This window comes from Thermus sp. FJN-A, from assembly GCF_054655095.1.
Genome location: NZ_BAAHSC010000164.1, coordinates 43,804 through 61,618 on the forward strand (window position 1 = coordinate 43,804; position 17,815 = coordinate 61,618).

General features: G+C 70.0%; 15 protein-coding genes. 10 read left to right on the forward strand and 5 right to left on the reverse strand.

The features are described 5' to 3' along the window. Positions 1 to 14: 14 nt before the first annotated feature. From ACYQ0J_RS01785 to fdhF, 5 genes are read left to right on the forward strand one after another with little or no spacing between them, the layout of a single operon-like run. On the forward strand, positions 15 to 860 hold the full coding sequence (locus tag ACYQ0J_RS01785; RefSeq protein ID WP_460170477.1) for a metal ABC transporter substrate-binding protein: 846 nt from the start codon (positions 15 to 17) through the stop codon (positions 858 to 860). Positions 861 to 867: 7 nt separating this feature from the next. Then, complete coding sequence (galK, locus tag ACYQ0J_RS01790; protein WP_460170478.1) at positions 868 to 1,911, forward strand: galactokinase; 1,044 nt, start codon at positions 868 to 870, stop codon at positions 1,909 to 1,911. A gap of 18 nt (positions 1,912 to 1,929) precedes the next feature. After that, the gene (locus tag ACYQ0J_RS01795) at positions 1,930 to 3,402 is read left to right on the forward strand and encodes an NADH-ubiquinone oxidoreductase-F iron-sulfur binding region domain-containing protein (RefSeq protein WP_460170479.1); all 1,473 of its coding nucleotides are present in this window, start codon (positions 1,930 to 1,932) and stop codon (positions 3,400 to 3,402) included. A gap of 1 nt (position 3,403) precedes the next feature. Beyond that, positions 3,404 to 3,994, forward strand: a complete 591-nt coding sequence (locus ACYQ0J_RS01800; protein ID WP_460170480.1) for a 2Fe-2S iron-sulfur cluster-binding protein — start codon at positions 3,404 to 3,406, stop codon at positions 3,992 to 3,994. Then, positions 3,994 to 6,033: a formate dehydrogenase subunit alpha gene (fdhF, locus tag ACYQ0J_RS01805; protein WP_460170481.1), complete on the forward strand. Its 2,040-nt coding sequence runs from the start codon at positions 3,994 to 3,996 to the stop codon at positions 6,031 to 6,033. Before ACYQ0J_RS01800 ends, fdhF begins: the two co-directional genes overlap by 1 nt. A 46-nt stretch (positions 6,034 to 6,079) precedes the next feature. On the opposite strand, the gene ACYQ0J_RS01810 is transcribed toward fdhF, so the two are convergent. Genes ACYQ0J_RS01810 through ACYQ0J_RS01820 form a run of 3 tightly spaced genes read right to left on the reverse strand, consistent with a single transcriptional unit; the run spans position 6,080 to position 10,402 of the window. Then, positions 6,080 to 7,156 (reverse strand): TRAP transporter substrate-binding protein, encoded by a 1,077-nt coding sequence (locus tag ACYQ0J_RS01810; RefSeq protein ID WP_460170482.1) that lies wholly within the window; start codon positions 7,154 to 7,156, stop codon positions 6,080 to 6,082. Next, positions 7,153 to 7,530 carry a response regulator transcription factor gene (locus ACYQ0J_RS01815; RefSeq protein ID WP_460170483.1) on the reverse strand — a complete coding sequence of 126 codons (378 nt, stop codon included), beginning with the start codon at positions 7,528 to 7,530 and terminating at the stop codon, positions 7,153 to 7,155. Before ACYQ0J_RS01815 ends, ACYQ0J_RS01810 begins: the two co-directional genes overlap by 4 nt. Then, the gene (locus ACYQ0J_RS01820) at positions 7,508 to 10,402 is read right to left on the reverse strand and encodes an ATP-binding protein (protein ID WP_460170484.1); all 2,895 of its coding nucleotides are present in this window, start codon (positions 10,400 to 10,402) and stop codon (positions 7,508 to 7,510) included. Before ACYQ0J_RS01820 ends, ACYQ0J_RS01815 begins: the two co-directional genes overlap by 23 nt. 101 nt (positions 10,403 to 10,503) lie before the next feature. Here ACYQ0J_RS01820 and ACYQ0J_RS01825 point away from each other — a divergent pair, with 101 nt between their 5' ends. Genes ACYQ0J_RS01825 through ACYQ0J_RS01835 form a run of 3 tightly spaced genes read left to right on the forward strand, consistent with a single transcriptional unit; the run spans position 10,504 to position 13,360 of the window. Beyond that, positions 10,504 to 11,649 (forward strand): acyl-CoA dehydrogenase family protein, encoded by a 1,146-nt coding sequence (locus ACYQ0J_RS01825; RefSeq protein ID WP_460170485.1) that lies wholly within the window; start codon positions 10,504 to 10,506, stop codon positions 11,647 to 11,649. 13 nt (positions 11,650 to 11,662) lie between these two features. Beyond that, positions 11,663 to 12,406: an electron transfer flavoprotein subunit beta/FixA family protein gene (locus ACYQ0J_RS01830; protein WP_460170486.1), complete on the forward strand. Its 744-nt coding sequence runs from the start codon at positions 11,663 to 11,665 to the stop codon at positions 12,404 to 12,406. 9 nt (positions 12,407 to 12,415) lie between these two features. Further along, positions 12,416 to 13,360, forward strand: coding sequence for an electron transfer flavoprotein subunit alpha/FixB family protein (locus tag ACYQ0J_RS01835; protein ID WP_460170487.1), 945 nt, complete (start codon positions 12,416 to 12,418; stop codon positions 13,358 to 13,360). A 24-nt stretch (positions 13,361 to 13,384) separates the two neighbouring features. On the opposite strand, the gene ACYQ0J_RS01840 is transcribed toward ACYQ0J_RS01835, so the two are convergent. After that, entirely contained in the window at positions 13,385 to 13,804 is a 420-nt protein-coding gene (locus ACYQ0J_RS01840) for a hypothetical protein (protein WP_460170488.1), read from the reverse strand. Positions 13,805 to 13,874: 70 nt separating this feature from the next. Here ACYQ0J_RS01840 and ACYQ0J_RS01845 point away from each other — a divergent pair, with 70 nt between their 5' ends. Together ACYQ0J_RS01845 and ACYQ0J_RS01850 are read left to right on the forward strand one after the other, a co-directional pair. Then, positions 13,875 to 15,440, forward strand: a complete 1,566-nt coding sequence (locus ACYQ0J_RS01845; protein ID WP_460170489.1) for an acyl-CoA carboxylase subunit beta — start codon at positions 13,875 to 13,877, stop codon at positions 15,438 to 15,440. Next, positions 15,440 to 16,099, forward strand: coding sequence for a type-5 uracil-DNA glycosylase (locus ACYQ0J_RS01850; protein WP_460170490.1), 660 nt, complete (start codon positions 15,440 to 15,442; stop codon positions 16,097 to 16,099). The genes ACYQ0J_RS01845 and ACYQ0J_RS01850 overlap by 1 nt, the downstream gene beginning before the upstream one ends. On the opposite strand, the gene polX is transcribed toward ACYQ0J_RS01850, so the two are convergent. Further along, on the reverse strand, positions 16,077 to 17,804 hold the full coding sequence (polX, locus tag ACYQ0J_RS01855) for a DNA polymerase/3'-5' exonuclease PolX (RefSeq protein WP_460170491.1): 1,728 nt from the start codon (positions 17,802 to 17,804) through the stop codon (positions 16,077 to 16,079). The genes ACYQ0J_RS01850 and polX overlap by 23 nt on opposite strands. Positions 17,805 to 17,815 lie beyond the last annotated feature (11 nt).

Here is a 17,815-nt window from a genome sequence, read left to right on the forward strand (position 1 = left end):
CTATCATTACCACCATGAAACGCCTCCTTGCCCTGCTCACCCTTGCTTCCTTCAGCCTGGCCCAGGTCCGGGTGGCGGCCACCACCCCCATCCTGGCGGACCTGGTGCGCCAGGTGGGGGGAGGCCGGGTGGAGGTGGCGGCGGTGGTCCCCCCCGGGGCCGACCCCCACACCTTTGAGCCCACCCCGGCCACGGCCAAGGCCCTGACCCAAAGCCGCCTCCTCTTCGCCAACGGCCTGGGCCTCGAGCCCTTCCTCCCCAAGCTGCAGGCCCTCCTGCCTAGAGGGGCCCGGGTGGTGAAGCTGGGGGAGGGCCAGCCGAACCTTATCTGCGAGGGGGAAGAGCACGGGGAGCACGATGACCACGGCCCCTGCGACCCCCACCTGTGGCTGGACCCCACCTACGCCCTGCGCTACGCGGAGCGGATTTACCGGGAGCTTTCCGCCCTGGACCCCGGGGGCAAGGCCCAGTACCAGGCCAACCTGGAGCGCTTCCGGAAGGAGGTGGAAAGGCGGGACCAGGCCTTCCGCGCCTGCCGCCTCCAGGGGGTGAAGGTGGTGGTCCAGCACGACGCCTTCCGCTACTTCGCCCGGCGGTACGGCCTCGAGGTGGTGGGGGTCTTGAGCCGCGGGGGGGCCCAGGAGGTGGGGAGCCGGAGCTTCCTGGACCTGGTGGCCAAGGCCAAGCGGGAAGGGGTGCGGCTCGTCCTGGGGGAGCCCCAGTTCCAGGGCACGGCCCTAAAGGCCCTGGCCGAGGCCATCGGGGCCCGGGTGGTGGTGATGTACACCGACACCCTGGACGCCAAGGTGAGGAGCTACCTGGCCCTCTTGGACCACAACCTGAAGGCCCTTTGCCCATAATGGAGGCATGGGCTTTCAAGAGGTCTTCGGCGCCCTACCCGAGGCCAGCGCCCAGGCCCCGGGGCGGGTGAACCTCCTGGGGGAACACACGGACTACCAGGAGGGCTACGTCCTCCCCACCCCCGTCCCCTACTTCACCCGGGTGGAGGTGGGCCCCGCCGAGGGGCGGGTGGAGGCTTACAGCGAGGCCTTAAAGGAGCTACGGGCCAGGCCCCTGGGGAGCCCGCCCCAGGGGGACTTCCTGGACTACCTCCTGGGGGTGGTCTGGGCCCTCCGGGAGGCGGGGCACCAGGTGAGGGGGGCCCGCTTCCACGTGCGGAGCGACCTCCCCATGGGGGCCGGGCTTTCCAGCTCCGCCGCCTTGGAGGTGGCCGCCCTCAAGGCCCTCCGCGCCCTCCACCGCCTGCCCCTCTCCGACCTGGAGGTGGCCCGCCTGGCGCAAAGGGCCGAGGTGGAGTACGTGGGGGTGCGGTGCGGGATCATGGACCAGATGGCGGCGAGCCTGGGGGAGGTGGGGAAGGCCCTCTTCCTGGACACCCGCACCCTGGCCCACGAGAACCTGCCCCTTCCCCCCGGGGTCCGGGTGGTGGTCCTGGACCTGGGGCTCGGGCGCCGCCTGGCGGAGGCGGGCTACAACGCGCGGCGGGAAGAGGCGGAAGAAGCGGCAAGGCGGCTTGGGGTGCGGTCCCTCAGGGACGTGGGCGACCTCTGCCTGGTGGAAAGCCTGCCCCCGCCCCTGGACCGGAGGGCCCGGCACATCGTGAGCGAGAACCTGCGGGTCCTCCGGGGGGTGGAGGCCTTAAGGCGGGGGGACGCCCGGGCCTTCGGGGAGCTCATGACAGCGAGCCACCGCTCCCTCGCCCAGGACTACGAGGTGAGCCTCCCCGAGCTGGACCTCCTGGTGGAGGAGGCCCTAAGGGCGGGGGCCTACGGGGCCAAGCTCACGGGGGCGGGGTTTGGGGGGGCGGTGGTGGCCCTGGTCCCCGAAACCGGGCTCCAGCCCTTCCAGGAGGCCCTCCGCGCCCGCTTCCCCGGGCTCAGACTCCTCTAAATGAGGTAGGCTAAGCCCATGGAACAACCAAGCCTCCTCCCCCTCCTGGACGAGCGCCTGCCCCTGGATGCGGCCAAGGTGGCGGAGGCGGCCCGCCTGGCCGGGGTGCCCCTGGCCCAGGCCTGGGGCGTGGTGGCCTACTACCCCCGCTACCGGGGCCTTCCCCAGGGCCGGCTCCTGGTGGACGACCCCGTGGCCCGGGCCCGGGGGTTCGCCCGGCTCCGGGGGGAGGCGGAGGGCACCTATCCCCCCTTGGGCCTCGAGGCCCTCTCCCCCGTCTACCTGCGCTTCACGGGAGAGGGGCGCTTCCTGGAATGGGAGGGGCGGTGGGTGCCCTTCAAGGAGTTCCGCCTCCCCTTTTCCCTGGGCCGGGGGAAGCGGCTCCTGCCCCCGGAGCCCGTGGCGGAGCTCGCCCAGTACCGGGCCCTGGGGGGCCTGGAGGCCCTGGAGGCCCTCCTTCAGGGGCGCCTAAGCCCCGAGGCCCTGCTCAAGGCGGTGGAGGAGGCGGGCCTCCGCGGGCGGGGCGGGGCCGCCTTCCCCACCCACGTGAAGATGCGGGCCGTGGCCCAGGGGGCACCCCCCCGGTACCTGGTGGTGAACGGGGACGAGTCCGAGCCCGGCAACTTCAAGGACCGCTTCCTCCTGGAGCACCACCCCTTCCTGGTCCTGGAGGGGGCCCTCCTCGCCGCCCTGGCCGTGGGGGCGAGCCGGGTCTACCTCTACGTGCGGGAGGAGTTTGAGGCAGCCATCCTGGGCCTGGAAAGGGCCATCCGGGAGCTGGAAGGCGCGGGGCTCCTCCCTATTCCCACGGAGGTCTTCCGCAGCGGCGGCCTCTACATCTGCGGGGAGGAGACCGCCCTTTTGGAGTCCATGGAGGGCAAGCGGGCCGAGCCCCGCCTGAAGCCCCCCTTTCCCGTGGAGCGGGGGCTTTGGGGCAGGCCCACCCTGGTGCAGAACGTGGAGACCCTGGCCAACCTCCCCCTCCTCCTCTGGGAAGGCCCCGGGGCCTGGCGCCGGGAGGAGCCCAAGCTCTTCTCCATCAGCGGGGACGTGGCCCGGCCCGGCCTCTACGAGCTTCCCCTGGGCACGCCCCTGGGGGAGGCCCTGAGGCGGGCGGGGGGGGAGCCCGAGGCCCTGCAGGCGGTGCTCCTGGGCGGGGCCGCCGGGGTCTTCACCCGGGACTACGCCTTCCCCCTGGCCTACGGGGGCAGGCTCCCCCTGGGGGCCGGGGCCATCGTGGCCTTCGGGAAGGGGGTGGACCTCTGGGAGGTCCTGGAGGGGCTGGCCCACTTCTTCCAGGAGGAGTCCTGCGGCAAGTGCTTCCCCTGCCCCCTGGGCACCGCGGTGCAGGTGGGGATGGTGAGGCGGCGGGAGCGGGACCCCTCCCTCCTCCGGGACCTGGCCGCCACCCTAAGGGGAAGCCTCTGCGGCCTGGGCCAGTCGGCCTTCTGGGCTTACCAAAGCCTGTTGGAGGTGGAAGGTGCGGCTTAAGGTGAACGGCCTTGAAGTGGAGGTGCCCCCGGGGGAACTCCTCCTGGAGGTGGCCCAGGTGCCCACTCTCTGCCACCACCCCCACACGGAGACCCGGGGGCTTTGCCGCCTCTGCCTGGTGGAGGCGAACGGCCGCCTGGCCCCCGCCTGCGCCACGGAGGCCCGGGAGGGGATGGAGGTGCGCACGGACACGGAGGAGCTACGGGCCCTGCGCCGGACCCTTCTGGAGTGGCTTGCCCTCACCACCGACCTCTCCCAGGCCCCAGGGCTCCTGGACCTGATGGCGGCCTACGGGGCCGAACCCGGGCGCTGGGGGGAGGTGCCGGACCGGCGGGAACGCCCCCCCATCCGCGACAACCCCTTCTTCCTGCGGGACTACGCCAAGTGCGTGAACTGCCGCCGCTGCGTGGACGCCTGCGGGGACGGGATCATGGGGGTCTACGCCCTGACCCTGGAGGGAAGGGGCCTCCTGGCCCACCCCACCACCCCCCTGGACCTCCCCCTGCCCGAAACCCCTTGCGTCTTCTGCGGCAACTGCGTCCAGGTCTGCCCCACGGGGGCCTTGAGGCCCCTGGCCTTGGAGGTGGTCTGATGCGCACCACGTGCCCTTACTGCGGCGTGGGCTGCCAGGTGGAGCCCGAGGTGAGGGAGGGCCGCGTGGTCCGGGTCCTGGCCCCGGATCTGCCCCCCAACCACGGGGCGCTCTGCGTGAAGGGCCGCTTCGGCCTGGACTTCCCCTTCTCGGGGAAGCGGCTCCTCTTCCCCATGGTGCGGGAAAGGAAGGGGGCCCCCTTGCGCCGGGCCACCTGGGAGGAGGCCCTGGACTTCGCCGCGGAAAGGCTCCTGGAGGTCCTCAGGCGGAAGGGCCCGGGGGGCCTTGCCGTCTTCCCCTCGGCCAAGACCACGAACGAGGAGGTCTACCTGGCCCAGAAGCTGGCCCGGGCGCTCCTTTCCACCCACAACGTGGACCACTGCTCTAGGCTCTGCCACTCCTCCTCCACCGCCGCCCTGAGCCGCTCCCTGGGCGGGGCCAGCATGACCAACCCCATAGAGGACGTGTGGAAGACGGACCTCTTCCTGGTGGTGGGCTCCAACACCACCGAGACCCACCCGGTCATCGCCGCCATGATCAAGAAGCGGGTGCGCCAGGGGGCCAGGATGATCGTGGTGGACCCCCGGTACACGGGCATGGCCGAGGCCGCCACCCTGTGGCTCAGGGTGCGCCCGGGCACGGACGTCTTCCTCCTGAACGCCATGGCCCGCTACCTCCTGGAGGAGGGCCTTTGGGACCGGGCCTACGTGGAGGCCCGCACGGAGGGGTTCGCGGAGTGGCGGGCCTCCCTGGAGGGGTACACCCTCGAGGCGGCCCAGGAGGTCACCGGGGTGCCCCAGGAGCGGATCGCGGAGGCGGCCCGCCTCTACGCCACCACGGAGCGGGCCGGGGCCTACTGGGCCATGGGGGTGACCCAGCACACCAAGGGCACGGCCACCGCCCAGGCCCTGGTCAACCTGACCCTGCTCACGGGCAAGGTGGGCAAGGAGGGGGCCGGGCTCAACCCCTTGCGGGGCCAGAACAACGTCCAGGGGGCCGGGGACATGGGGGCCCTGCCCGACGTCTACCCCGGCTACCTCAAGGTGGCCGACCCCAAGGCCCGGGCCCGGTACGAGGCCCTCTGGGGCGTGCCCCTCCCCGAGGCCCCGGGCCTGCGCATGACCGAGGTCTTCGCCGCCATCCCCGAGGTGGAGGCCATCTACCTCATCGGGGAGGACCCCGTCACCAGCGAACCCTACCAGGACCACGTGAAGGAGAAGCTCCTGGCCCTCCCCTTCCTGGTGGTCCAGGACATCCTGGAAAACGAGACCACCCCCTTCGCCCACGTGGTCCTGCCCGCGGCGAGCTTCCTGGAAAAGGAGGGCACCTTCACCAACACCGACCGCCGGGTGCAGCGGGTGCGGAAGCTCCTGGACCCCCCGGGGGAGGCCCGACCCGACTGGTGGATCACCCAGGAGCTGGGGAAGCGCCTGGCCCAGGCCCTGGGCCGCCCCTGGGCCACGTACCCCGGTCCCGAGGCCATCTGGGAGGAGGTGCGGCGGGCCGTCCCCGAGATGATGGGCGGGATCTCCTACGCCCGCCTCGAGGCCCAGGGGGTGCGCTGGCCCTGCCCGGAGGAGGGGCACCCCGGGGAGGCGGTCCTCTTCCGGGAGGGCTTCAACACCCCCACGGGCAAGGCCCGCTTCTTCCCCGCCCCCTACACCCCCCCCGCGGAGACCCCCTCCCCGGACTACCCCCTCACCCTCTCCACGGGAAGGGTCCTCTTCCACTGGCACGGGGGGACCCTGAGCCGCAACAGCCAGCTGAACCAGGCCTACCCCGAGCTCAAGGTGGAGGTGAACCCCATAGACGCCAGGCGGCTCGGCCTCTCCGACGGGGAGCCTGTGTACGTGGTGAGCCGGAGGGGGCGCATAAGGGCCAGGGCCTGGGTCACGGAGCGCACCCCCGAGGGGGTGGTCTACGCCCCCTTCCACTTCGCGGAGGCCCCCGCCAACCGCCTGACCCTGGACGCCCTGGACCCCGTAAGCCGCATCCCCGAGTACAAGGTGAGCGCCGTGCGCCTGGAGAAGGTGGACTAAGCGCCCCGCCGAGGCTTCCGCCTCGGCGGGGCCCCAAAGCGGGTGTTTAGACGGTGGGGAAGGCGAAGGTCTCGTAGCCCAGCTCGGCCACGGCGAACCAGCGGTAGAGCTCGTTCCGGAAGGCCCAGTAGGCGGAGTAGACCTTCTTGTAGGTGGCGTCCTTGGCCGCCTGCTCCTCGTAGAGGGCCTGGGCCTCCTGCAGGGCCTTCCGCAGGATCTCGTTGGGCCAGCGCCGGAGGCGCACCCCCGCCTTGAGGAGGCGCTGGAGGGCAGGGGGGTTTTGCGCGTCGTACTTGGCCATCATGGTGAGGTTGACCTCCGCCGCGGCCACCTGGAAGGCCTCCTGGAACTCCCTGGGCAGGCGGGCCCACTCCCGCTGGGAAACCAGGAAGGAGAGCTGGGCGCTGGGCTCCCAGAAGGAGGGGTAGTAGTAGTACTTGGCCACCTTGTAGAAGCCCAGCTTCTCGTCGTCGTAGGGGCCGGAGAACTCCGTGGCGTCTATGGTCCCCCGCTCCAGGGCGGGGTAGATGTCCCCGGCGGCCAGGGTCTGGGGCACCACCCCGAGCCGGCCCATCACCTGCCCCCCCAGGCCGGGGATGCGCATGCGCAGGCCCCGGAGGTCGGCAAGGGCCTTGATCTCCTTGCGGAACCACCCCCCCATCTGGGCCCCGGTGTTGCCCCCGGGGAACTGGACCACCCCGAAGTCCGCATAGACCTCCCGGAGGAGTTCCAGCCCCCCGCCGTAGAGCATCCAGGCGTTGTGCTGCCGGTAGGTCATGCCGAAGGGCACCCCCCCGTCAAAGGCCAGGGCCGGGTTCTTGCCCACGTAGAAGGGGCCGTAGGTGTGCCCCGCCTCCACCGTGCCCTGCTGCACCGCGTCCAGCACCTGCCCGCCCGGGACGATCTCCCCCGCCTGGTAGGCGCGGATCTGGAAGCGCCCCCCCGTGAGCTCCGCCACCCTCTTGGCCAGGTCCTCGGCCCCGCCGTAAAGGGTGTCCAGGCTCCTCGGGTAGCTGGAGACGAGCCGCCAGCGCACCTGGGGGCTCGCCTGGGCAAAGGCCCCATAGGAAAGGCTCGCCGCCACGCCCACGCCCAACCGCTTGAGGAAGCTCCTCCTTTTCATAGGTTTCCCCCTTCCCCCCCAGTATAGCCAAGGAGCCGCTCCACCTGGGCCAGGAGGGCCTGCCCCTCAAAGGGCTTGCCCAAGAAGGCCTGGGCCCCGGCCTGGAGGGCTTCCTCCTGACTTTTAGCGGAGACGCTGGCGGAGAGGGCCAGGACCGGGGTCGTTCCCCGCTCCCGCACCTTGCGGATCACCTCGAGGCCCGAAACCCCCGGCATCACCAGGTCGCAGACCACCAGGTCGTAGGCCTGCCCTACCCGCTCCAAGGCCGCCTGGCCCGAGGGCGCCCAGTCCACCTGGTGGCCCGCCCGCTCCAGCATGCGCCGCACCATGTGGGCCACCAGGGGCTCGTCCTCAACCAGGAGGATGCGGGCCATACAAGGGTAGGATAACCCGGAAGCGGCTTCCCTTGCCCACCTGGCTCTCCACCTCTACCCGCCCCCCGTGGGCCTCCACGATGTGCCTGGAGATGTAAAGCCCAAGCCCCGTCCCCGAGACCCCCCGGGCCCGGGCGTTCTGGGTGCGGGCGTAGCGCTGGAAGAGAGTGGGAAGCTCCTCCTCGGGGATGCCGGACCCCGTGTCCTCCACCTCCAGCACCAACCTCTCCCCCGCAAGCCGGGCGGCCAGGCGCACCAGCCCTCCGGGCGGGGTGAACTTGAAGGCGTTGCTGAGGAGGTTCCCCACCACCTGGGCCAGGCGGTCGGGGTCGGCCTCCAGGAGGGGCAGGTCCTCCACCTCCACCCGGAAGTCCACCCCGGAAAGCCGCGCCACCCCCTGGAAGCTCCGGGCCAGGTCCAGGAGCAGGGGCCTGAGGTTCACCGGCCGGCGGGCCACCTCAAAGCGGCCGGCCTCGAGGCGGCTCGTGTCCAGGAGGTTGTCCACCATGGTCTTCAGGCGGAAGGCGCTTTCCAAGATGAGGTCCACCGACTCCTGGGCCGAGGGGGAGAGGGGCTCCTCCCTGAGGAGCTCCGCCAGGCCCATGATCACCGCCAAGGGGGTGCGGAGCTCGTGGGAGACGGCGGCGATGAACTCCCCCTTGACCCGCTCGGCCTCGAGCCTGGGCCTGAGGTCCCGGAGGTCCACCACCACCCCCCCTACCCTGGGGTCCTGGAGGAGGTTCCGCCCCCAGGCCTCCATGGGGATGGGGGTGCCGTCTTGGTGGAGCACCCTAAACTCCCCGGTGAGGGTGTGGCCCGGCTGGGAAAGGAGCTCTCTAAACAAGGCCTCCGCCTTGGGCCGGTCCTCCGGGTGGACGAAGTCCAGGGCGTGGACCGGGGCCTCCTTGTACCCTTCGGGATTGTAGCCCAGAAGGCTTCGGACGCTGGAGCTGACGAAGCGGATCCTTCCCTCCTGGTCCAGCACGTAGACCACGTCCTGGGAGTTTTCCATGAGGGCCTTGAGGCGGTCCTCCTCCGCCTCCAAAAGGGCCAAAAACCGCCCCTTCTCCAAGACCAAGGCCAGGAGGGTGGCCACCTGGCCCAGGCGGGCCAAAAGCCTCTGGGAGAAGCGCCGCCGCTTCCGGTAACCCAGGAGGAGGGCGCCCCTAAACCCCTCGGCGCGGAAGGGCACCACCAGGGCGCTTTCCAAACCCAAGGCCCCCGCCAGGGCGCAGTCTCGAGGCGTCAGGGCTTCCACGCCCAAGGGGGCCTCCTCCTCCAGGGCCCTTTCCAGGAGGTTGGGCCGGGGAAGCTCCCCAGGAAGGGCGCAGGTGCTGTGGAGCACCTCCCCCCTCCCCCCGCTTTCCGCGAGGAGCACCCCCTCTTGGGCGGCGAAGAGGGCCACAAGCCGCTCCACCATGGCCTGCCCCAAGGCGCGGAGGCCCCGCTGGCGGAGCGCCGCCTGGGCCACGTCCACCAGGGCTTGGGTGAAGGCCACCTGGTCCCGCAGGGCCCTTTCCATGCTGGTGCGCTCGGTGATGTCGTGGAGGACCAGGATCCTGGCCTCCCCCACCTGCCGCCCCCGCACGCTGTAGGTGGTCCCGTCCAGGGTGAGCTCCAGCCTTCCCCCTTCCAATGCGGGGGCCAAGGCGGCGGGAAGGTCTTCCAAGGCCACCTCTACCCTTAGGCCCAAGGCCTCCCGGGCGCGGCCGTTGGCGAAGCCCTGCTCCCCGAAGAGGACCACCACCCCGTCGGGAAGCTCCTCCAGGACCTGGGAAAGCCGGGCTCTCTCGGCGGCCAAGGCCAGGGAAAGGCGGGTCTTTTCCCGATAAAGCTCGGCGTTGCGGAAGGCCACCCCCGCCGCTCCCGCCAAAAGCTCCAGGTAGCGCACCTCCTCCTCGGAAACCGGCCCTCCCCCGGGCCCGTGGTCCACCGCCAGCACCCCGAGGACGGTCTCCTCGGCCACCACGGGCACGAAGGCCACGTTGGGCCCCATCCCCTGGGCTACCCCGGGGGGAAGGGCCTCCCTGGGCACCAGGAGGCTCTGCCGCTCCCGCGCCGCCCGGGCCATGGGGTCGGGAGAGGAGGCCAAGGCCAGGTGGAGCCCGCTTTTCCCTTCGGTCCAGAAGACCTCCTTCCCCTTCACGGTGAGGTGGCCCAAAAGCCTCTCCCCCCGCACCAAGGCCACGGTGACGCGGTAAAAGCCAAAGCGCTCGGCCAGCGCCCGGGCCAGGGTCTCCAGCACGGCGTTGGGGTCCAGGGCCCGGGCCACCTCGCGGGTGAGGGTGCTCACGTGGGCCAGGGCCTCCACGTGCCGGGAAAGCCGGGCCAAGGCCTCGTTCCTTTGCGCGAAGAGCTCCCCGTTTTTTAGCGCCAAGGCGGTGAGCTGGGCCAAAAGGGGAAGGAGGGGTTGGAGGGAGGGGGGAACCCCCTCCAAGGCCAACACCCCCTTGGCGGCGAAGCGGGGGCAGGAAGGGCAGACCAAAGGGCGGCTTTCCCGGGTGGCCCGGGGGCGCTCCGTGCACCGCCCCTCGGGGTCGGCCCAGCAGAAGAAGGCCTCCTCCCCCACCACCGGCAGAAGCCACTCCCCCTGGAGCTTCAAGGGCCCCTCGGCGAAAAAGGCCTCCTGCACCGGCCCCTTGGCGTAGAGGGGCAAGGCGATGGCGGAAACCGTGTAGTGCCGCCCCCGCCCCGAGGCCACCTCGCCCACCAGCTCCCGCGTCTTCGCGTGGTAGAGGAAGAGGGCCGCCCGCTCCACCCCCTCCTCGGTGGCCACCTCCAAGAGGTTGCGCAAAATCTGAACCGGCTCCAGGTCCTTGAGGAGCGCCCGCTGGAAACGCCCCAGGACCTCCAGATGCCCCACCAGTCTCATCTGCCTCCAATGGTAGCATGGGGCCGGGGTTGCAAGGGGTGGGGGAACAATCTTAGACTTGGTCAAAGAGTAGGGCCCCTTGGCCTTCCAGGAGGGAAGCTATGCCCATAGACTTCAGCCTCACGGAGGAACAGAAGCAGCTCCAGGCCCTGGCCCGGCGCATCGCCAAGGAGGTCATCCTGCCGGTGGCGGCGGCCTACGACGAGAAGGAGGAAGTCCCCTGGCCCGTCATAGAGAAGCTCCACGAGGTGGGCCTCCTGAACGCCATCATCCCGGAGGAATACGGGGGGATGGGCCTCAGGATGCTGGACGAGGTCATCGTGGGGGAGGAGCTGGCCTACGCCTGCATGGGCATCTACACCATCCCCATGGCGAGCGACCTGGGCATTACCCCGGTGCTCCTCGCGGGCACGGAGGAGCAGAAGGAGCGCTTCCTCAGGCCCCTCACGGAGAAGCCGGCCCTGGCGGCCTTTGCCCTAAGCGAGCCCGGAAACGGCTCGGACGCCGCCGCCTTAAAGACCCGGGCCATCCGCCAGGGGGACCACTACGTCCTGAACGGCACCAAGATGTGGATCTCTAACGGGGGCGAGGCGGAGTGGGTGGTGGTCTTCGCCACCCTTAACCCTGAGCTCCGCCACAAGGGGGTGGTGGCCCTGGTGGTGGAGAAGGGGACGCCGGGCTTCAAAGCCGTCAAGATCCACGGGAAGATGGGGCAGAGGGCCTCGGGCACCTACGAGCTCGTCTTTGAAGACGTGAAGGTGCCGGTGGCAAACCGCCTGGGGGAGGAGGGGGAGGGCTTTAAGATCGCCATGCAGACCCTCAACAAGACCCGGATCCCCGTGGCGGCGGGGAGCGTGGGGGTGGCGAGGCGGGCCCTGGACGAGGCCAGGAAGTACGCCAAGGAGCGGGAGGCCTTCGGCCAACCCATCGCCAACTTCCAGGCCATCCAGTTCAAGCTGGCGGACATGATGATCGGCCTGGAGACGGCCCGGATGTACACCTACTACGCCGCCTGGCTCGCGGACCAGGGCCTTCCCCACGCCCACGCCAGCGCCATCGCCAAGGCCTACGCCTCGGAGGTGGCCTTCGAGGCCGCCAACCAGGCCATCCAGATCCACGGGGGCTACGGGTACGTGCGGGAGTTCCCCGTGGAGAAGCTTCTCAGGGACGTGAAGCTCAACCAGATCTACGAGGGCACCAACGAGATCCAAAGGCTCATCATCGCCAGGCACCTCCTGGCGGAGTGAAAGGAGGCGAGGCATGAAGTTCGTGGCGGTCATCCGGCAGGTCCCCGACGGGGAAAGCAGGCTCAAGGTCCAGGGGGGGCGGGTGGACCTCTCCGGGGCCACCCTGATCCTGGACCAGATGGACGAGTATGCGGTGGAGGAGGCCCTCCGCCTCAAGGAGAAGCACGGGGGGGAGGCGGTGGTGGTGGGCTTCGGCCCCGAGCGGGCGGAGGAGGCCATCCGCACCGCCTTGGCCATGGGGATGGACCGCGGGGTGCACGTGGTCCACGAGGGCTTTGCCGACCCCGTGGCCGCGGCCGAGGCCCTGGCGGGGGTCCTTAAGGAGGAGGCCCCCACCCTGGTCCTCACCGGGGGCCAGCAGGCGGACTGGGACAGCCAGGCCCTGGGCGCCGCCTTGGCCGAGGCCCTGGGGGTCCCGGTGGTGGCCTGGACCACCGCCATAGAGCTGGAAGGGGACACCGCCAAGGCCAAGCACGACCTGGACGAGGGGGCGGAGTGGGTCAGGGTGCGGCTCCCCGCCGTCTTCACCACGCAGCAGGGCCTGAACGAGCCCCGCTACCCCACCCTGCCCGGGATCATGAAGGCCAAGAAGAAGGAGATCCGGAAGGTCCAGGCGAGCCTCACCCCCAAGGTCACCCTGATCTCCGAGGAGATCCAGGAGAAGGCCAGGCTCGGCAAGATCCTGGACGGCAAGGACCCCGTGGCGGCAGCGGAAGAGCTGGTGCGGCTCCTCCACGAGGAGGCCAAGGTCATCTAGGAGGTGCCTATGGTTCTCGTCCTTTTGGACCACGACGGAAACAAGCTCAGGAAGGGGAGCCTCGAGGCCCTGACCCGGGCCAGGGCCATCGCCCAGGCCCTGGGGGGAAAGGTGGCGGGGGTGCTCCTGGCCGAGGAAGAGGCCCCCGTGGAGGAGGCCCGAGGCTACGTGGAAACCCTTTACGTGGCCAAGCTCGGCCCCTACACCGCGGAGAAGTGGGCGGCGGGAGTCCTGGAGGCGGCCTCCGCCGCCTCGGCCCAGGCGGTGGTGGCCCCCTCCTCCAGGCAGAGCCGGGCCTACCTGGGCCGGGTGGCCTACGCCCTGAAGGCGGGGCTCCTTGAGGACGCCCTCGAGGCCGGTGTGGAGGGGGGCGAGGTCCACGCCACCCGCTACGCCTACCTGAACCGGGTAACCCAAAGGGTGAAGGCGGCCCTTCCCGTGGTCCTCACGGTGAAGCCCAACACCGCCCCCCTGGCGGAACCCCTCGGGACCCAGGGGGAGGTGGTGGCCCTGAGCGTCCCCCAGGTGCCCACGGTGGAGGTCCTGGAACGCCTCCAGGAGGAGAAGAAGGGGGCCTCCCTCACCGAGGCGGACGTGGTGGTCACGGGGGGCCGGGGCATGGGGAGCGCGGAGGCCTTTGGCCTCGTGGAGGAGCTTGCCCTCCTCCTCGGGGGCGCGGTGGGGGCCACCCGGGCGGTGGTGGACGCGGGCTGGCGCCCCTATGCGGAGCAGGTGGGCCAGACCGGGAAGACGGTCCAGCCCTCCCTGTACATCGCTTTAGGGGTTTCCGGGGCGGTGCAGCACCTGGCGGGGATGAACAAGAGCAAGTACATCGTGGCGGTGAACAAGGACCCCGAGGCCCCCATCTTCAAGCAGGCGGACTACGGCATCGTGGGGGACGTGCACCAGGTGCTTCCCGCCCTCATCCAGGCGGTGAAGAAGCTAAAGGACTGAGGGGCCCCGCCGGGGCACTTAGCCCTACCCCTCCTTCTTGGGAGGGGCCCCTTCCTCCTCCATGCGAGCCTCCTCCAGGGTGGTGTTCACCGGGGCCTCCCTCCCCTTCCCCGGGGCCTCCTGGGTGCGGAAGAGGCGGAGGATCAGGTAGGCGAGGAGGAGCACCACCAAGGCCCCCACCACGTAGGGCCAAGCGGGGGCCTGCCCCGCCTGGGGCACCTCGGGGAGGGACAGGGGGGGGCTTGGGGCCTTGAACACCTCGCCCTCCACCCGGGCGAGGCGCTCGGAGAGGGCCTTGAGGGCCTCCTCCTGGGCCTGGACCCTGGTCTCGAGGCCCGCCACCCGGGCCGCCAGCGCCTGGTAGGAAGCGTAGACCCGGTAGCCCAGAAGGCCCAAGGCGAGGAGCAGGAGGACCCCTAACCCCGCATAAAGCCACCTTTTCATGGAACACCTCCTTTCCCCTGGGGACCCGGGCTTTTCCCCAGGCTTTCCGCATTGTATCATGCCCTCACCTATGGCCGACAACGCCCGGCTCATCCTGGACGAGCTTCTTGCGGAGCTGGAGGAAAGGCGCAAAAGGGTCCTGCTAGGGGGCGGCGAGGAGCGGGTGCGGAAGCAGCACCAGCAGGGCAAGCTCACCGCCCGGGAGCGAATAGACCACCTCCTGGACCCGGGGAGTTTCGTGGAGCTCATGCCCTTCGCCGAGCACCTGGAGACCGGGCTCATGGAAGGGTTGGAAGCCCCCGCCGACGGGGTGGTGACGGGCTACGGCACCATCGGGGGCCGCCTGGTCTTCGTCTTCAGCCAGGACTTCACCGTCCTAGGCGGCTCCCTGGGCAAGATGCACGGGCGCAAGATCGCAAGCCTCATGGACCTGGCGGCCAAGGTGGGGGCCCCCATCATCGGCCTCAACGACTCCGCCGGGGCCCGCATCCAGGAGGGGGTGGACAGCCTCTCCGGCTACGGGGAGGTCTTCTACCGCAACGCCATCTACTCCGGGGTGGTCCCCCAGATCTCCGCCATCCTGGGGCCTTGCGCCGGGGGCGCCGTCTACAGCCCCGCCATGACCGACTTCGTCCTCATGAGCCAGGGGAAGAGCTACATGTTCATCACCGGGCCCGAGGTGATCAAAAGCGTCACCAAGGAGGAGGTGAGCTTTGAGGAACTGGGCGGGGCCGACGTCCACATGGAAAAAAGCGGGGTGGCCCACCTGGAGGGGAAGGACGACAAGGAGGTCTTGGACCTCGTCAAGAAGCTCCTCTCCTACCTCCCTCAAAATAGCCGGGAAAAGCCCCCCGTGGCCGACCCCAAGGACGACCCCCTCCGCCTTACCCCGGAGATCCTGGACATCGTCCACCCCGACGCCCGCCGCCCCTACAACATGCACCAGGTGATCCGCGCCCTCCTGGACGAGGGGGAGTTCCTGGAGATCCAGCCCCGCTTCGCCCGGAACATCATCGTGGGCCTGGGGCGGCTCGGCGGGTACCCTGTGGGGGTCATCGCCAACAACCCCCGCTTCATGGCCGGGGCCCTGGACATCAACGCCTCGGACAAGGCGGCCCGCTTCATCCGCACCATGGACGCCTTCAACATCCCCCTCCTCACCCTGGTGGACGTGACCGGCTTCCTGCCCGGGGTGGCCCAGGAGCACGGGGGGATCATCCGCCACGGGGCCAAGATGCTCTTCGCCTACGCGGAGGCCACGGTGCCCAAGATCACCCTCATCGCCCGCAAGGCCTACGGGGGCGCTTACCTCGCCATGAACTCCAAGGACATGGGGGCGGACGTGGTCCTGGCCTGGCCCACGGCGGCGGTGGCGGTCATGGGGGCGGAGGGCGCGGCCAACATCATCTACCGCAAGGAGATCCAGTCCTCCCCAAACCCCGAGGAGACCCGCAGGCGGAAGATCGAGGAGTACAAGCGGGCCTTCGATAACCCCTGGGTGGCAGCGGGGAGGGGTTACATTGACGACGTCATAGACCCCGCCCACACCCGGCGCATCCTCTACCAGCACCTCCGGATGCTCTGGGACAAGAAGGAGGACCGTCCCTGGAAGAAGCACGACAACATCCCCCTGTGATGGACCGGGAAGCTTTCGTCCAAGCCTTGACCGCCTGCCGCCTCTGCCCCAGGCTCGTGGCCTGGCGGGAGGGGGTGGTGGGGGCGAAGCGGGCTTTTCGGGGCGAGCCCTACTGGGCGAGGCCGGTTCCGGGCTTCGGGGACCCCGAGGCCAAGATCCTCCTCTTCGGCCTCGCCCCCGGGGCCCACGGGTCCAACCGCACGGGCCGCCCCTTCACCGGGGACGCCTCCGGGGCCTTCCTCTACCCCCTCCTTTACGAGGCGGGGCTCTCCAGCAAGCGGGAAAGCCACCCCGGGGACGACCTCAGGCTCCACGGCGTCTACCTCACCGCGGCGGTGCGGTGCGCCCCGCCGAAGAACAAGCCCACCCGGGAGGAGCTAAGGGCCTGCGCCCGCTGGACGGAGGTGGAGCTCGGCCTCCTCCCCGGGGTACGGGTCTACCTGGCCCTGGGGAGGGTGGCCCTCGAGGCCCTCCTCGCCCACTTCGGCCTATCAAAAAGCGCCTACCCCTTCCGCCACGGGGCCCACTACGCTCTGCCTCGGGGAAAGCACCTCCTCGCGAGCTACCACGTCTCCCGGCAGAACACCCAGACGGGGAAGCTCACCCGGGAGATGTTCCTGGAGGTCCTGAAGGAGGCTAAGCGCCTCGCCGGGCTTTGAGCCAGGCCAAAAGCGCCCCGTGGTCCAGGGCGTTGAGCACCCGCTCGGGGCCGATCCAGGCCCTCTGCGCCGTGCCCACGGCGAGCTCCATGAAGCGCAGGTGTTCGGTCTGGTGGGCATCGGTGGAGAGGCTTACCCAAAGCCCCATGCCGTAGGCCATGCGGGCCAGGTCGTCGGGGAGGTCCATGCGGTCGTAGTAGCCGTCTATTTCCACGGCCACGCCCCTTTCCTTGGCCTTCTGGAAGACCGCCTCCCAGTCGGCCTCAATGGGGGCGCGGCGGCCTAGAAGCCTTGCCGTGGGGTGGGCCAGCACGTGGACGAAGGGGTTCTCCAAGGCCTTCAGGATGCGCCTGGTCTGTTCCGCCTTGGAGAGCTTGAACTGGGAGTGGATGGAGACCAAAACCAGGTCCAGCTCCCTTAAGACCCAGTCCGGGTAGTCCAGGGAGCCGTCGGGCCTGATGTCCACCTCCGCCCCGGCGAGGAGGTAGGGGGGGCCGTGGGTTTCGTTGAAGCGGCGGATCTCCTCTACGCGCTTTAAGGCCTCCTCGGGGGAAGGCCCCCCCGCCACCCGCACCGCGGGGGAGTGGTCCGTGACCCCCAGGTACCGGTAGCCCAGGGCCTTGGCCGCCTGCCAGAGCTCCTCCAAGGTGTTCTGGCCGTCGGAGTAGGTGGAGTGGACCTGGAGGTCCCCCTTGATCTGGGAAAGCTCCAGGAGCTTGGGAAGCCTCCCTTCCAGGGCCGCCTCGATCTCCCCCTGGTCCTCCCGGAGGGGGGGCGGGATGAAGGGGAGGCCCAAGGCGGCGTAGACCCCCTCCTCCGTCTCCCCGGCCAGGCGCTCCTCCCCGCGGAAGACCCCGTACTCGGAGAGCTTCAGCCCCTTCTCCTGGGCCAAGGCCCTGAGCTTTATGGAGTGCTCCTTGCTCCCCGTGAGGTACTGGAGGCCCGCGCCGTAGCTTTCGGGGGGGACCACCCGGAGGTCCACCTGGAGGCCGTTTTTCAGGAAGACCGTGGCCCTCTCCTTCCCCTTGGCGTAGACCTCCTTCACCTGGGGGAGGCGCACGAAGCCCTCCACCACCCGCTCCCCCTCCCGGCTCGCCACCAAAAAGTCCAGGTCCCCCACGGTGTCCTTGTAGCGCCGGGCCGAGCCGCATAGCTCCGCCCTTTCCACCCCGGGAAGCTCCCGGATGGCCTCAAGGAGGCTTCGGGCCAGGGAGAGCACCGCCCCCAAGGGGCGCCTCTTCCCCGCCGCCTGGGCCAGGGCTAAGCCTTCCCGGATGCGGTCCGCCTTCTTGGCGCCAAACCCCTTGAGGCGGAGGAGGTCGCCCCGGTCCAGGGCCGCTTTAAGCTTCTCCAGGGAGTCTATGCCAAGCTCCTCGAAGAGCTGCCGGGCCGTCTTGGGCCCCACCCCCGGCACCGCCATCACCGCCAGGACCCCCCTCGGGACCTTCTGGGAAAGCTCCTCGTGCTTCCCCACCTTCCCCGTGCGCAGGTACTCCAGGATCTTGTCCGCCAGGTCGGGGCCGATCCCGGGAAGCGCCAAAAGGGCCTCCTTGCCCCTCTTGGCGATCTCCTCAATGGGGGTGTCCAGGTCAAAGAGGGTGCGGGCCGCCTGGTAGTAGGCCCGGACCCGGAAGGGATTATCCCCCAGAAACTCGCTCATCAGCCCGATCTCCTCAAAAAGGCGGGCCAGCTCCTGGTTCCTCATGGCCTCACTAT